Consider the following 14,731-nt stretch of genomic DNA (forward strand, 5'->3'; position numbering starts at 1 on the left):
TTAGGCTGGCCGCATGCTCGTCACCCGGTCCATCGCCCTCTTCGTCCTCGCTGCGCTCTTCGAGATCGGCGGGGCGTGGCTGGTCTGGCAGGGGGTGCGCGAGCACAAGGGCTGGCTGTGGATCGGTGCCGGGGTGATCGCGCTGGGCGTCTACGGCTTCGCGGCCACGCTCCAGCCGGACGCCGAATTCGGCCGCATCCTCGCCGCGTACGGCGGGGTGTTCGTCGCCGGCTCGCTGGCCTGGGGCATGGTCGCCGACGGCTACCGCCCCGACCGGTGGGACGTCATCGGCGCCCTGATCTGCCTGGCCGGCATGGCCGTGATCATGTACGCCCCGCGGGGCCGCTGACCGCGCCTGCATATCCTGGCGCGGTATCGCGGACCGGCCGCGCACCGCGGCATCGCCGTACGGCGATGCCGCCCGGCATGCCGCCCGCGGCGGCGTCACCGGAGCGCCGGGCAGGCCGGCCCCGCGCCCGCGCACGACCCCACCGTCCCGAGGAGAGCGCATGACCGCCGAGGCCCGTCCCGCCGACGCCCGTACCGCTGTCGTCACCGGAGCCAGCAGTGGCATCGGTGCCGCCACCGCACGGCAACTGTCCGCCGCCGGTTACCGCGTGGTGCTCACCGCCCGCCGCACGGAACGCATCGAGGAACTGGCCGCCTCCCTGCCGCACGCCGAGGCGTACCCCCTCGACGTGACCGACCGCGCCGCCGTCGACGCGTTCGCCGCGTCCCTCGACCGCTGCGACGTGCTCGTCAACAACGCGGGCGGCGCCATCGGAGCCGACCCGGTGGCCACCGGCGACCCGGCCGACTGGCGCGCGATGTACGAGGTCAACGTGCTCGGCACGCTCAACACCACGCAGGCACTGCTGCCCGCGCTCACCGCGTCGGGCGACGGCACCGTCGTCGTGCTGTCCTCCACCGCCGGCCTCGCCACGTACGAGGGCGGCGGTGGCTACGTCGCCGCCAAGCACGGTGCGCACGTCATCGCCGAGACCCTTCGCCTGGAGCTGTGCGGCCGGCCCGTGCGCGTCATCGAGATCGCCCCCGGCATGGTCAGGACCGAGGAGTTCGCGACCACCCGCTTCCGCGGCGACAGCGCCAAGGCCGCGAAGGTCTACGAGGGCGTGGCCGCACCGCTGGAGGCCGACGACGTCGCGGACACCATCGCCTGGGCCGTCACCCGGCCGTCCCACGTCAACATCGACCTGCTCGTGGTGCGCCCGCGCGCCCAGGCGTCCAACTCCAAGGTGCACCGCGAACTCTGACGGTGCGCCGGGCGGCGGCCGGACCCCGACCGGGCGGTGCGGGAGACACGACAGAAGATCAACATCGGTTGGTTTCCGGTCACATGAAAGTGCGGACACGGGGAACGGGGAGGAACGTGAGTACTTTCCGTATCCCTCTCCCCCGTTTCCGCAGGTCCGGCAGGACCGTCAAGCGTGCCGCCGTCCTGGCCGCCGCCGCGGGCGTGCTGACCACCGGCCTGTTCGCCTCTCCGGCCTTCGCCGCGATGGGTGACAACCTCGTCGACGGCCCCGCCGCCTGCGCGTTCTCCGAAGGCCGGCAGTCCCTCGCCTTCGGCGACCAGGGCGACCGCGTCTCGCAGTTGCAGTGCCTGCTGGCCAACCGCCACTACCTCGGCTGGAACCGCCTCAGCGGCGCGTTCGACGCCGACACCCTGGTGGCCGTGGTCAATTTCCAGCGGAACCACGACCTGCTGCCCGACGGCTCCGTCACCCCCGAAACCTGGAACGCCCTCTACGCCGGCTCCGCACCGGCCTGACCCGCAACCGCCTCGACCCGTAAGGGCCGGACCTCCACGGGTCCGGCCCTTACGGCCGTTCCGGACCGCCCCGGCGGCTCAGCCCTTGACGCAGACGACCTGCTTGAGCTTGGCGACAACCTCCACCAGGTCGCGCTGCTGATCGATGACCTTCTCGATCGGCTTGTAGGCCCCCGGGATCTCATCGACCACACCGGAGTCCTTGCGGCACTCCACACCCGCCGTCTGCTCCGCCAGGTCCTTCGTGGAGAAGCGCTTCTTCGCGGCGTTCCGGCTCATCTTCCGCCCGGCGCCGTGCGAGGCGGAGTTGAAGGACGCGGCGTTGCCGAGGCCCTTGACGATGTACGAGCCGGTGCCCATCGAGCCCGGGATGATGCCGTACTCGCCGCTGCCCGCCCGGATCGCACCCTTCCGGGTCACCAGCAGGTCCATGCCGTCGTACCGCTCCTCCGCCACGTAGTTGTGGTGGCAGGAGATCACCGGCTCGAACACCGGCCTGGCCTTCCTGAACTCCTTGCGGACGACGTCCTGGAAGAGCGCCATCATGACCGCGCGGTTGTGCCTGGCGTACTCCTGGGCCCAGAACAGGTCGTTGCGGTACGCCGCCATCTGCGGGGTGTCCGCGATGAAGACGGCGAGGTCACGGTCGACGAGGCCCTGGTTGTGCGGCAGCTTCTGCGCCTGCCCGATGTGGAAGTCGGCGAGTTCCTTGCCGATGTTGCGGGAACCGGAGTGCAGCATCAGCCAGACCGCGCCGGTGTCGTCGAGGCAGAACTCGATGAAGTGGTTGCCCGACCCGAGCGACCCCATCTGCTTCGTGGCCCGGTCCTGCCGGAACTTGACCGCTTCGGCGACGCCGTCGAACCGGGCCCAGAAGTCGTCCCAGCCGGAGGTCGGGTAGCCGTGCAGCGCGCCCGGCCTGACCGGGTCGTCGTGCATGGCGCGGCCGACCGGAATGGCCTCTTCGATCTTGGAGCGGAGGCGGGAGAGGTCGTCGGGCAGGTCGTCGGCGGTGAGCGAGGTCTTGACGGCGCTCATGCCGCAGCCGATGTCGACACCGACCGCCGCGGGGCAGACCGCGCCGTGCATCGCGATCACCGAGCCGACCGTGGCGCCCTTGCCGTAGTGCACGTCCGGCATCACGGCCAGGCCCTTGATCCACGGCAGCGTCGCGACGTTGCGCAGCTGCTGCATCGCCACGCCCTCGACCGTGGCGGGGTCCGCCCACATCCGGATCGGTACCTGCGCACCGGGCACTTCGGTGTACGACATAACTTCCTCATTCCCCCGAAAAGACATAGAACGCAAAACGCGGACAAGTCACCCGATGCTGGACGGTGAACCGGCGTGTGCGGCACGACGTGCGGTACACATTGTGTCCATCGCCCGCCACCCGGCGGCAACCAGTTTTCGCAGGAAGGAGCCACGGACGATGCAGCGCAAATCGTTCGTACCCGGTGCCGCTCTGGTGGCAGCCGCGGCCCTGGCCGTCGGCATCACCGGCTGTTCCGGTGGCTCCACGGCAGGCGGCGGCTCCGACGACGCGAAGGGGGGCGCGGCGGCCTCCACCCAGGTCGCCGAACCCGGCAAGTACCAGACCCTCCCCGAGGCGTGCCGGCTGCCCGTCCGCAGCACCGTGCGCGGCATGCTGCCCGGCGACGGCCAGCACTTGTCGGCCCAGGAGGCCGAGAAGATCTACGCCGGCCAGGCCGACGTCACGTACAACACGGACCGCCGCGTCGGCTGCCACTGGAAGCGCGAGACCACGGCGGGCACCCGCCACCTCACGCTCGACATCCAGCGGGTGGTCTCCTACGACTCCACCGTCAGCGACGACGACCGGGCAAAGGAGATCTACACCAAGAAGGAGCTGGCCGCCGGCATCCCGGCCGACGGCGACACCCCGTCGGCGACGCCGTCCCCGTCCGCGTCCGAGAGCGCGTCGAAGGACGGCGACGAGGAGAAGGACGGCAAGGAGAAGGACAAGGGCAAGGCGGCGGACAAGGGCGTAGGTAAGGACGTCGACGCGAACGCCGCCCGGCAGGACGGCAAGGCCGCGACGGACGGCACGAGCAGCCCGTCGGCGTCGAAATCCGCGAGCCCGTCGGCCGCGGGCCATACACCCGACCCGTCGACGGCCTCGCGCACCCTCGACGACCTCGGCGACGCCGCCTTCCTGGACGACGCGCTGGCCACGGCGGACTCCGGAGTGCACCGCGACATCACTGTGGTGTTCCGCACGTCGAACGTCATCGTGACGCTCACCTACGACCAGTGGTCGACGGACAAGACGCGGGTGCCCGAAAGCCAGGAACTGCAGGACAAGGCCCATGCGCTGGCGACCGAACTGGCCGACACCCTCAGCGAATAACGTCCGCTTTCGCGTCGAATGCGTCAATTGACCGTCTGGCGTGGATGGCCCGGTTCGCACCGTCCGTCATGACGCGTATCGGGCGCGCGCCGTGTGCCGCCGCGTAGCGTGCCGTCTAGCCTTGCCGCCGCATGCCCCGGGACGGATTCCATGATCCGGACCCGGGTGTGCCGGAACAACGACGACGAACAGCGAAGGAACCATGCACCGTTCATCCAAGCGACTCGCCAGCATCATCGCCTGCGCAGCCGTACCGGTGATGCTCGTCGCCGGCTGCTCCGACTCCGGCTCGAAGGACGCATCCGACGCCTCGAAGTCGGCCGCGCCGAGCACGTCGGGCTCGGGCACGAGCTCGCCGAGCATCTCGCCGGCGAAGTACAAGACGCTGCCCGACCCGTGCAAGGCGTTCTCGCAGGACACCATGAAGGACCTGCTGCCCAAGGTGAAGGACGCGTCCGGCGAGAAGGGCAAGTCGACGGACACCGACGCCAGCGGCTCCTGCTCCTGGTACAGCTCGAAGTCCGAGGGCGTCGACGGCAGCCAGTTCCGCTGGCTGGACGTCAGCTTCAAGCGCTACGACTCCGAGACCTCGGTGGGCGCCACCGGTGAGAAGCGCGCCACCGGCTTCTACACCAAGCAGGTCGACCTGGCGAAGGGCACCAAGGACGCCAAGAACGTCAAGACCGCCGCGGTCGACGGCGTCGGCGACGAGGCGACCTCGGTGACCTACGACATCAAGAACAAGGGCAACGACTACAAGAACCAGACGATCGTCGCCCGTACCGCGAACATCGTCGTCACGGTGAACTACAACGGCGCGGGTCTGGCCGGCGGCGACACCCCCAAGCGCGACGACCTCCTCAAGGACGCCCAGAAGGCCGCAGGGGAAGCCGTCAACGCGGCGGCCACCGCCAACGGCGCCAAGGCCGAGAGCCCGAAGGCCGACGCCGGCAAGAGCACCGCGCCCAAGGACACCAAGAGCGACGACAAGGGCAAGGACGCCAAGGACGACAAGTCCAAGGACACCAAGTCCGGGGACACCAAGTCCGGCGACGACAAGGGCAAGGACGGCAAGAGCGACAGCTGACGGGGGGCACCGCGCCTCCTGGCTGTGGCGAAACGGGTTCGGCCCCGGGGATCCTCGTCCCCGGGGCCGAACCCGTTGTCACGGCGCGCTCACCACCCCGCCGGGCGTGGCGCCGTGCCGCTCAGCCGCCGAGCAGCCTGCGCACCCGCTCGGCGCCGACCGCCAGCAGCAGGGTGGGCAGCCGCGGCCCGGTGTCCTTGCCGACCAGCAGGTTGTAGAGCAGCGCGAAGAACGCCCGCTGGGCGACCTTCAGCTCCGGCGTCGGCTTGGCGTCCGGTGCCAGGCCCGCCTGGATCTTCGGGACGCCGTAGACCAGGGTGGTAAGACCGTCCAGGGACCAGTGCTCGTCCAGGCCGTCGAGCAGCAGCCGCAGCGAGCCGCGCGCCTGCTCGTCGAGGGAGCCGAGGAGTTCCTTGTCCGGCTCGTCGCGGACGATGGTGCGCGCTTCGGCCGGGACCTGGGTGGTGATCCAGTACTCGGCCTTGTCGAGCCGCGGACGGGTCTCGTCGAGCGCGGTGACCGGCTGCTCCGGGTCCAGCTCGCCCAGGATGCGCAGCGTCTGCTCGTCGTGGCCCGCGGTGATGTCCATGACGGAGGCGAGCGTGCGGTACGGCAACGGGCGCGGGGTGGTGGGCAGTTCGCCCGCGGCGGTGCCGATGGCACGGCGGTGGGCGGCGACGTCGGCGGGCTGCGCCGAGCCGTCCGCGATCTTCCGCTCCAGGGCATCCCACTCGTCGTAGAGCCGCTGGATCTCCTGGTCGAAGGCGATCTTGAAGGACTGGTTGGGCCGGCGGCGGGCGTACAGCCAGCGCAGCAGCGGCGCCTCCATGATCTTCAGGGCGTCGCCCGGGGTGGGCACTCCGCCCTTGGACGAGGACATCTTGGCCATGCCGCTGATACCGACGAAGGCGTACATCGGACCGATCGGCTGCGCGCCGTCGAAGACCTCGCGGACGATCTGTCCGCCGACGACGAAGGACGAGCCGGGCGAGGAGTGGTCCACGCCGCTGGGCTCGAAGAGCACGCCCTCGTAGGCCCAGCGCATCGGCCAGTCGACCTTCCAGACGAGCTTGCCGTGGTCGAACCCGCTCAGCAGGACGGTCTCGGAGTGGCCGCAGGCGGTGCAGTCGTAGGCCAGCTCGGTGGTCTCGTCGTCGTACGAGGTGACGGTGGTGAGGTCCTTCTCGCAGACCGTGCAGTACGGCTTGTACGGGAAGTAGCCGGAGCCGCCCGCGCTGCCGTCGTCCTCGCTCGCCGCGCCGGAGCCCTCGGCGGCCTCCAGCTCGGCGGCCTCGACCGGCTTCTGCTGCTTCTTGCCGGCGTTCGGCTTGTCCTTGGTGCGGTAGCGGTCCAACACGGCGTCGATGTCGGCGCGGTGCTTCATCGCGTGCAGCACCTGCTCGCGGTAGGCGCCCGAGGTGTACTGCTCGGTCTGGCTGATGCCGCGGTACTCGACACCCAGCTCGCGCAGCGACTCCTCCATGGCGGCCTTGTAGTGCTCGGCCCAGCTGCCGTACGGGCTGCCGGGCGGGGCCGGCACGGAGGTCAGCGGCTTGCCGATGTGCTCGGCCCAGGACGGGTCGATGCCGGCCGGGACCTTGCGGTACCGGTCGTAGTCGTCCCAGCTCAGGATGTGCTCGCAGGCGTAGCCGCGGCGGCGGATCTCGTCGGCGACGAGGTGCGGGGTCATGACCTCGCGGAGGTTGCCGAGGTGGATCGGGCCGGACGGGCTCAGACCCGAGGCGCAGACGATCACCGGCGCGTCGGCGCCGGATTTGCCGGGGGCGCGGCGCTCCGCCTCGGCAATGACCTCGTCCGCGAACCTGGAGACCCAGTCGGTCTCGGTGCTCTGCTGAGCCACGATCGGCCCTTCCTCTACCTGATGCTTCCCGAATGCTTTCCGGTCGGCTCGCCCTGCGCCGTGCAGTCGTACGGCAGGCGGCAGCCTGACGGTGCCATTGTCCCAGACGGAAATCGGCTGGCGCCGCCGTGGGATACTCGTTGGCAAACCCTTTCCACTCCAACGGAACGGCCTGACTTCATGACCCCGGTCACTTCCCTCGCAGCTTCGGTCAACCAGCGCGTCGCGGACGCCCTCTCGGCAGCCCTGCCGGAGGCCGGCGCCGCGGACCCGTTGCTGCGACGAAGCGACCGGGCCGACTTCCAGGCCAACGGCATGCTGGCGCTGGCGAAGAAGCTCAAGGGCAACCCGCGGGAGCTGGCAGGACAGGTCGTGGCAGGCATCGCCACCGGTGAGGGCGCCGTGATCAAGGAGATCGAGGTCTCCGGGCCCGGCTTCCTCAACATCACCGTCGCGGACGAGGCGATCATCTCGACCCTGGCCGCCCGCGCCGCCGACGACCGCCTGGGCGTGCCGTACGCCGACCGTCCCGGTACGACCGTCATCGACTACGCGCAGCCGAACGTCGCCAAGGAGATGCACGTCGGCCACCTGCGGTCCGCGGTGATCGGCGCGGCGATGGTGGAGATCCTGGAGTTCACCGGCGAAAAGGTGATCAGGCGCCACCACATCGGCGACTGGGGCACCCAGTTCGGCATGCTCATCCAGTACCTCACCGAGCACCCGCACGAGCTGGACCACAAGGGCGGCGAGGTCTCCGGCGAGGAGGCCATGACCAACCTCGGGCGCCTCTACAAGGCGTCGCGTGCCCTGTTCGACGCGGACCCGGAGTTCAAGGAGCGGGCCAGGGCCCGGGTCGTCGACCTCCAGGCGGGCGACGAGGAGACGCTGGCCCTGTGGCGGCGGTTCGTCGACGAGTCGAAGATCTACTTCTACTCGGTCTTCAACAAGCTCGACATGGACATCAAGGACCAGGACGTGGTCGGTGAGTCCGGCTACAACGCCATGCTGGAGGAGACCTGCCGCATCCTGGAGGAGACCGGTGTCGCGGTCCGCTCCGATGGTGCGCTGTGCGTCTTCTTCGACGACGTCAAGGGCCCGGACGGCAATCCGGTGCCGCTGATCGTCAAGAAGTCCAACGGCGGCTACGGCTACGCAGCGACCGACCTGTCCGCGATCCGCGACCGCGTCCAGAACCTCGGCGCCGAGACCCTGCTCTACGTCGTCGACGTCCGGCAGTCGCTGCACTTCAAGATGGTCTTCGAGACCGCGCGCCGGGCCGGCTGGCTGAACGACAAGACCGAAGCGGTCCAGCTGGCCTTCGGCACGGTCCTGGGCAAGGACGGCAAGCCGTTCAAGACCCGTGAGGGCGAGACGGTGCGTCTGGTGGACCTCCTCGACGAGGCGATCGAGCGGGCGACGGCGGTCGTGCGCGAGAAGAACAACGACAAGGTCGCCCTCACCGACGAGGAGATCGCCGCCAACGGCGTCCAGATCGGCATCGGCGCGGTCAAGTACGCGGACCTCTCCACGTCCGCGGGCCGCGACTACAAGTTCGACCTGGACCAGATGGTCTCGCTGAACGGCGACACCTCCGTGTACATCCAGTACGCGTACGCCCGTATCCGCTCGATCCTGCGGCTGCGGGGCGAGGCGGAGCCCGTCGCGCACCCGGAGCTGGCACTTGCCCCGGCCGAGCGGGCGCTGGGCCTGCACCTCGACCAGTTCGGCGAGATGCTGGCCGAGGCCGCCGCCGGGTACGAGCCGCACAAGGTGGCCGCGTACCTCTACCACCTCGCGTCCCTCTACACGACCTTCTACGACCAGTGCCCGGTCCTGAAGGCCGAGGGCGGCGCCGACCAGGTCGCCAACCGCCTCTTCCTCTGCGACCTCACGGCGCGCACCCTGCACCAGGGTCTGGCGCTGCTCGGAATCCGTACGCCCGAGCGGCTCTGACCAGGGATTTTTCGTGAAGTCCTGCCCGGCGCACGGCGCTTGGCGGGACTTTCACGCTTTTCTGCGGGCCCTTCTGTACGCCTTCCTGCGTGCCTTCCTGCGTGCCTTCCTGCGTGCCTTTCTGGCGGGCGCGCCTGCGGGCGTTCCTCAGCGGCCGGGCGCCGGGCGCGCGTCGCCGCCGGCCGCTCCCGCGCCGCTCCAGCTCGACTGCACGGCGCACGCGGTGAGTTCGGCCGCCGGGCCCGCCAGGTGGGTGCCGGACCGCCAGATCGCCCGCAGCCTGCGACGCAGATCGACGTCGTCAACCGCCACCTCGCGCAGCCGGGCGCCCCGGATGTCGTCGCTGATGGCGAACCTGCTGAGCACCCCCACGCCCTGGCCGGTCAGGACGGCGGCCTTGATCGCCCCCGTGGAGCCGAGTTCGAGACGCGGGGTGGCCGTCCGGTGGGCACCGGCCCGCACCAGGGCGTGATCGAGCGTGTCGCGGGTGCCCGAACCCTTCTCCCTGACGATCAGCGGCGCGTCGGCCAGCTCCGTCACGCTCAGCGGACGGCGCCGGCGGGCCCAGGGGTGGCCGGGAGCCACGACGATGACGAGGTCGTCGACCGCGACCACCCGCGCGTGCAGGCCACGGGTGGTGCGCGGCCCTTCGATGAACCCGAGGTCGGCGTCGCCGTGCAGGACGTCCAGGGCCACCTGTTCGGAGTTGCACATCCGCAGCGCGACCCCGGTGTCCGGTGAGCGCAGCCGCAGGTCGGCCAGCCAGCGGGGCAGCAGGTACTCGGCGACCGTCAGGCTCGCGGAGACCCGCAGCTGACTGTCGTGGCTGCGGCGCAGCGCGGCCACCCCCGCCTCCAACTGGTCGGAAGCGTTGAGGACTTCGCGGGCCCAGTCGGCGACCGCCACCCCTTCCGGTGTGAGGCGGGAGCCGCGCGGGGACCGCTCCACCAGGGAGAGCCCCAGGTGGCGTTCGAGCCGCTGGAGCCGGTCGGTCACCGACGGCTGCTGGACGTCAAGGGACCGCGCGGCGGCACCGATGCTGCCGTGCTCGGCCACCGCGAGCAGCATCTCCAGCGACCGCAGATCCGTCCTCATAGGCATGTCCTTCCCATAGAGGGAGTCTATGGGTGCATAGAGCGTTGACGGCTACCGCGCGCGCACGGCCGCTCCGACGATCGAGGTATGAAGCCCACCGACGGGACCGCCCGCCCAGTAGAGCCGCCGATCGCCTCCCCCCGCACGGAAGACGCCGGTCCCGGTGCCGATGCCGCCGCGGCCGATCTCCCCGGGGGCGAAGGCCCCGGAGGCGAAGGGGACGCGGGTGCCGGCGCGGGCGGCCCCGGGACCGCCGCCCGTGACGACGGGACGGCCCGCCCGGGGTTCCTCGCCGAGCACGGCCCGGGGCTCGCCGTCGTCGTGGTCGGCGTCGCCGTGTCCTACCTGCTGAACCAGTTCGTGCCCGCGATCAGCGCCCTGACCATCGCGGTGCTGCTGGGCGCGGTGGCCCGCAACCTCGGCCTGCTCAGCGACCGCGTGCTGCCGGGCGCCAAGCTCGCCACCAAGAAACTGCTGCGCATCGGCGTGGTCTTCCTCGGCCTCCAACTCGCCCTCTCCCAGGTCCTGCAGCTCGACCCCGGCGTGCTGCTGGTCGTCGTTCTCACGGTGGCGTGCACCTTCGCCGGCACCATGTGGCTCGGCCGGAAGCTGGGCACCCGGCCGGGCACCACGCTGCTGGTCTCCACCGGCTTCTCCATCTGCGGCGCGTCGGCCGCCGCCGCGATGGACGCGGTCAGCGACAGCGAGGAGGAGGACCTGGCCACCGGCGTCGCGCTGGTGACGATCTTCGGCAGCCTCGCGATCCTCCTGCTGCCGCTGCTGCAGCACCCGCTGGGCATGTCGGACACCTCGTTCGGCATCTGGGCGGGCGCCAGCGTCCACGAGGTCGCCCAGGTGGTCGCCACCGCGTCGGTCGCAGGACCGGCCGCGCTCGCCGTCGCGACCGTCGTAAAGCTGACCCGCGTGGTGCTGCTCGCCCCGCTGATCGCGGGCTACGGCATCGTGCGCCGGCGCCGGGGTGCGGTGGACGGCAGCGGCAAGCGTCCGCCGCTGGTCCCGCTGTTCGTGCTCGGCTTCATCGCCATGGTCGGCGTGCGCAGCTCGGGAGTGCTGCCCGCTTCCGTCCTCGACGCGGCCCAGACGCTGACCACGCTGCTGCTGGCGGGCGCGCTCTTCGGGCTCGGCACGTCCGTCCACCTCGTATCGCTGATACGCACCGGCGGCCGGGCGGTCGTGCTGGGCGCTGCCTCGACGGTCCTGGCCGCCGCGGTGTCGTTCGCGGGGATCGCGCTGTTCACCTGATCGTTGACCTGATCCAGGGAGAGCCACGGGCGACGGCCGCGAGGGGTGCGCGGGCGTGGGCCGTGGGGGGAACGGGCCGAGGGCCTGCACCGGAGGAATCCGGTGCAGGCCCTCGCTCGTGCGTTCCCCCGCCTTCCCGTACGCCCTCCCGCGCCTCCCCGCACACGCGTACCCCTTCCCCGCTCCCCCTCCCCGGTCCGTTCCCGCTCTCCCATCGGCGTTCCGAAACGGCCGATGGGACGGTGCCGCGTCCCGGCCCGGCGTTCCAGGCAAGAGGCATTCCAGCAGGTCAGACAGGGTGTGAGCGTTCGAGCGTCCCAATTGCCCGGCCGGCTGTGGCGGGCGGGACGAGCCGCGCAGCAAGCTCGTTCCTGCAACCACCGACCGGCCTCGACCGGTCCCGACCGACCGCTACGAACCGGGAGACACCGTGCGACGGATCCCCTTCCGACTCCGCCGCGACGTTCTCCCGGACGCACTGGCCCTGACCGCACTCGTCCTCTCGATCACGACGATCTTCCTGCTCCTCGTCGGCCATGGCTGACGCACGAACCCTCCACGCCGCCGCTCGCACAGCCGGTGCCCGCCGCACCGACCGACCGCACCTGAAAGAAATGAGACCAGCCGTCATGCGCATCACCCGCAGCGCCACCCGCGTCCTCGCCTCCGCCGCCGTGCTCACCGCCGCCCTCTCCCTGACCGCATGCCAGAACGACACCAAGGACACCGGCAGCCAGGCCCCGGTCGCCTCCACCCAGACGTCGGCCGACGGCCGGAACGGCGCAGCGAACGCCGGCGAGAAGGACAGCGGGAAGGGCTCCGACACCCACTCCCAGGGCAGCCACCCCTCGAACGCCTCCGCCTCGGGCGCATCGGGTACCTCAGGCGGCGAGGCCACCGTCAAGAGCGGCCCGCGGCAGCACGGCTCCAACGACGGGGCGGACGGCCTCCCGGCCATCACCCCCTGCACCGGAGCCAACGTCAAGGTGACCGTCGCCAAGGTCTCCCGCCCCATCAACCACCTGCTGCTCACCGCCACCAACACGGGATCCAAGCCGTGCGACGCCCTCTACGCCCCGTACCTCCGCTGGGACGAGGGCCAGTCCGCGACCACCATCCTGAAGGAGAGCCAGCCGCAGGCCGTGACGACGCTGAAGCCCGGGGAGTCGGCCTACGCGGGCATCATGACCGAGTCGGCGGACGGCAGCGGCAACAGCGGCTACACCGCCCACAAGCTCGGCGTCCTCTTCGCCGACAAGTCGGGCGAGGGCTCGACCGGCCCCGCCGCGAACCTCACCCTGCCCAAGGGCGGCATACACACCGACAGCTCGGCGTGGGTCACCTACTGGCAGACCTCGGCCGCGGACGCCCTGACCTGGTGACCCGCCCCAGGAACGGCGGCGCCCCCGATCCCCCCTCAGGGCGCCGCCACTCCGGGTCTCACTGCTTGGGCGCGGCGATCCACTCGTTGCCGCCCAACGGGTAGTCGTACTGAGGCCGCCCGGCCTGGCTGCTGGTCCGGAACGGTCGGCCGTTGTCATCGATCCGCAGGGTGCCGTGCTCCTCCCCGCTGGACCACTCCAGTTCCAGATACCAGCGCACGTCGCGGCTCTCGGCCCGCGCGGTGACGGTCAGGACCTCGGGGTCCTTCTCGCTCACCTTGTACGGGAAATCGACCTGACCGCCCTCAGATTCCACGTCCGGCCGGGGCGCGTCCAGAGCGACTCCGAACGTCTTCGGGGTAATGCCCCCGCCGCACCCGACCCCCATGCTGTACGACGTCCACGCGGGCGGCGCCGCCTTGCCCACCACCCGCACCCGCAGCGCGTGCAGCACGACCGTGCGCCCGCCCGTGCCCTGCACCGACAACTGCACCAACTGGCTGCCCGCCGAGACCGCGCCCATGGCATCGACCCAGCCGCGGGCGTCCTGTTCAGCAGGCGGAGGCCGCATCTCGGAGGGCTCGCGGTCGACGAGATAGTGCTGGCTGCACGGCCCCTCCCAGGCGTACGGCCGGACGTCGACGCTCAGCGGCAGCCCAGCAGGATCCGCCGCCCCGGCACCGGAGTCCGCGCCCTCGCCCGTTTTCTTCCCGCCCGTCGCCGTACCCGTCGGGGACGGCGAAGCGCTCCCCGTACGGGTCGCCTCGGGAGACGGCTCAACGGACCGTCCGGGGCGGCCACTTCCGGCCGGACCCCGGTCCGGAGCCTTGCCCGTCGCAGCCGCGGACCCCCGTCCGTCCGCACCCCCACGTCCCTCGTCCCCCGTCACCAACCCCACGGCCAGCGCCGCGGACCCCACCACCGCGGCCACCACGACCGCAGCCACCAAAGCCGTACGCCGCCCCCGACTGCCCCGCGCCCTTCCCCCATGACCGTCGGCATCGTCACCACCACCGGCACCGCGACCACCACTGGCCGCCTCCACATCAGACACCTCAGCAACCTCGGCCACCTCAGCAGCCGAGCCGCTCCCCGAACGCCCGCCGGAGTCACCGAGGTCCGCGGGGCCACCGGGCCCACCGGGCCCGCCAGAGCCGCCAGGCCCACCGACGTCACCGAAGCCACCCCCAGGACCGGCCGCCGAACCAACCACCGGCCCACCAGCCCCAGAACCCCCGGAACCTCCAGCCGCGCCCGCCTCCGCACTCTCGCCCGCACCCGCACTCTCGCCCGAGCCCGCGCTCTCCCCCGCACGCCCCCGCTCCCGAGCCCGTGCCCGCTCCCGCTCGCGGTCCCGTCTGCGTGCCTCGTCCGCCAGGATCCACTGGCGGTGCAGCTCGACCAGCTCGTCCGGCTTCGCCTTGCACAGCCGGGCCAGTCGTTCCACGGGCGCGTAATCCGCAGGCACCGCTTCGCCGTTGCAGTAGCGGTGCAGCGTCGACGTACTCATGTGCAGCCGCTTCGCGAGCGTGCCGTAGCTGTGCCCGGATCGGTCCTTCAACTCACGCAGCAGCGCCGCGAATCCGTCCGCATCCCCAGCCGCACCCGCACCCGCACCCGCACCGGCCGCACCTGCACTCCCACCGGCCGCGCCCGCACCCACCGCGCCGTCCCCCGACACGTCCTTCCCCGCCATGCCCTTCCCACCTGTCCTCTCCAGCACGTTTCACCGGCTCAAGAGCCGCCCCTGCCCCCAGGATCTCAGTCCGGCACTCCTCGCTCCCCACCCTGTGGATATCCCCGCCACACCCACAGCCCCGGCCCGCGCCCCCGACCCACCGCGCTCCCGACCCCGCACGCACGAACGCCCGGCGACCGCCGTAGCAGCCACCGGGCGTCCGCCCAGCTCATTCAGCCTTGCTCA

12 protein-coding genes and 1 pseudogene are annotated in these 14,731 nt (G+C 71.2%); 8 read left to right on the forward strand and 5 right to left on the reverse strand.

Annotated elements, in window-relative coordinates:
* The first annotated feature begins 13 nt into the window (after positions 1-13).
* The 3 genes from ACGFNI_RS14920 (at position 14) to ACGFNI_RS14930 (ending at position 1,792) form a co-directional block, all read left to right on the forward strand.
* Positions 14-349, forward strand: coding sequence for a YnfA family protein (locus tag ACGFNI_RS14920; RefSeq protein WP_393683805.1), 336 nt, complete (start codon positions 14-16; stop codon positions 347-349).
* 160 nt (positions 350-509) lie between these two features.
* Positions 510-1,274: an SDR family oxidoreductase gene (locus ACGFNI_RS14925; RefSeq protein WP_393683806.1), complete on the forward strand. Its 765-nt coding sequence runs from the start codon at positions 510-512 to the stop codon at positions 1,272-1,274.
* A gap of 116 nt (positions 1,275-1,390) precedes the next feature.
* A complete protein-coding gene (locus ACGFNI_RS14930; RefSeq protein WP_393683808.1) occupies positions 1,391-1,792 on the forward strand; it encodes a peptidoglycan-binding protein in 402 nt (133 codons plus the stop codon).
* 78 nt (positions 1,793-1,870) lie between these two features.
* On the opposite strand, the gene ACGFNI_RS14935 is transcribed toward ACGFNI_RS14930, so the two are convergent.
* Positions 1,871-3,064 carry an RtcB family protein gene (locus ACGFNI_RS14935; RefSeq protein WP_393683809.1) on the reverse strand — a complete coding sequence of 398 codons (1,194 nt, stop codon included), beginning with the start codon at positions 3,062-3,064 and terminating at the stop codon, positions 1,871-1,873.
* 160 nt (positions 3,065-3,224) lie between these two features.
* On the opposite strand from ACGFNI_RS14935, the gene ACGFNI_RS14940 reads away from it, so the two are divergent.
* The gene (locus ACGFNI_RS14940; RefSeq protein ID WP_393683810.1) at positions 3,225-4,163 is read left to right on the forward strand and encodes a hypothetical protein; all 939 of its coding nucleotides are present in this window, start codon (positions 3,225-3,227) and stop codon (positions 4,161-4,163) included.
* Positions 4,164-4,365: 202 nt separating this feature from the next.
* A complete protein-coding gene (locus tag ACGFNI_RS14945) occupies positions 4,366-5,250 on the forward strand; it encodes a DUF3558 family protein (protein ID WP_393683812.1) in 885 nt (294 codons plus the stop codon).
* 121 nt (positions 5,251-5,371) lie between these two features.
* On the opposite strand, the gene lysS is transcribed toward ACGFNI_RS14945, so the two are convergent.
* Positions 5,372-7,111 carry a lysine--tRNA ligase gene (lysS, locus tag ACGFNI_RS14950; protein WP_393683814.1) on the reverse strand — a complete coding sequence of 580 codons (1,740 nt, stop codon included), beginning with the start codon at positions 7,109-7,111 and terminating at the stop codon, positions 5,372-5,374.
* Between the two features lie 180 nt (positions 7,112-7,291).
* On the opposite strand from lysS, the gene argS reads away from it, so the two are divergent.
* Positions 7,292-9,067, forward strand: coding sequence for an arginine--tRNA ligase (argS, locus tag ACGFNI_RS14955; RefSeq protein ID WP_393683816.1), 1,776 nt, complete (start codon positions 7,292-7,294; stop codon positions 9,065-9,067).
* A gap of 147 nt (positions 9,068-9,214) precedes the next feature.
* Here the strand turns inward: argS and ACGFNI_RS14960 are convergent, their stop codons facing one another.
* On the reverse strand, positions 9,215-10,162 hold the full coding sequence (locus ACGFNI_RS14960) for a LysR family transcriptional regulator (protein ID WP_393683817.1): 948 nt from the start codon (positions 10,160-10,162) through the stop codon (positions 9,215-9,217).
* Positions 10,163-10,249: 87 nt separating this feature from the next.
* Between ACGFNI_RS14960 and ACGFNI_RS14965 the strand changes: the two genes are divergently transcribed.
* Both ACGFNI_RS14965 and ACGFNI_RS14970 read left to right on the forward strand, forming a co-directional pair.
* Entirely contained in the window at positions 10,250-11,425 is a 1,176-nt protein-coding gene (locus ACGFNI_RS14965; protein WP_393683819.1) for a YeiH family protein, read from the forward strand.
* 629 nt (positions 11,426-12,054) lie between these two features.
* Positions 12,055-12,807: a DUF4232 domain-containing protein gene (locus ACGFNI_RS14970; RefSeq protein WP_393683821.1), complete on the forward strand. Its 753-nt coding sequence runs from the start codon at positions 12,055-12,057 to the stop codon at positions 12,805-12,807.
* 58 nt (positions 12,808-12,865) lie between these two features.
* On the opposite strand, the gene ACGFNI_RS14975 is transcribed toward ACGFNI_RS14970, so the two are convergent.
* Positions 12,866-13,378 (reverse strand): hypothetical protein, encoded by a 513-nt coding sequence (locus ACGFNI_RS14975; RefSeq protein ID WP_393683912.1) that lies wholly within the window; start codon positions 13,376-13,378, stop codon positions 12,866-12,868.
* A gap of 834 nt (positions 13,379-14,212) precedes the next feature.
* Positions 14,213-14,503, reverse strand: a pseudogene (locus tag ACGFNI_RS14980) (helix-turn-helix domain-containing protein); the annotation flags it as partial.
* Between the last annotated feature and the right edge of the window lie 228 nt (positions 14,504-14,731).

This window comes from Streptomyces sp. NPDC048644 (assembly GCF_043199105.1).
Classification (GTDB): Bacteria; Actinomycetota; Actinomycetes; order Streptomycetales; family Streptomycetaceae; genus Streptomyces.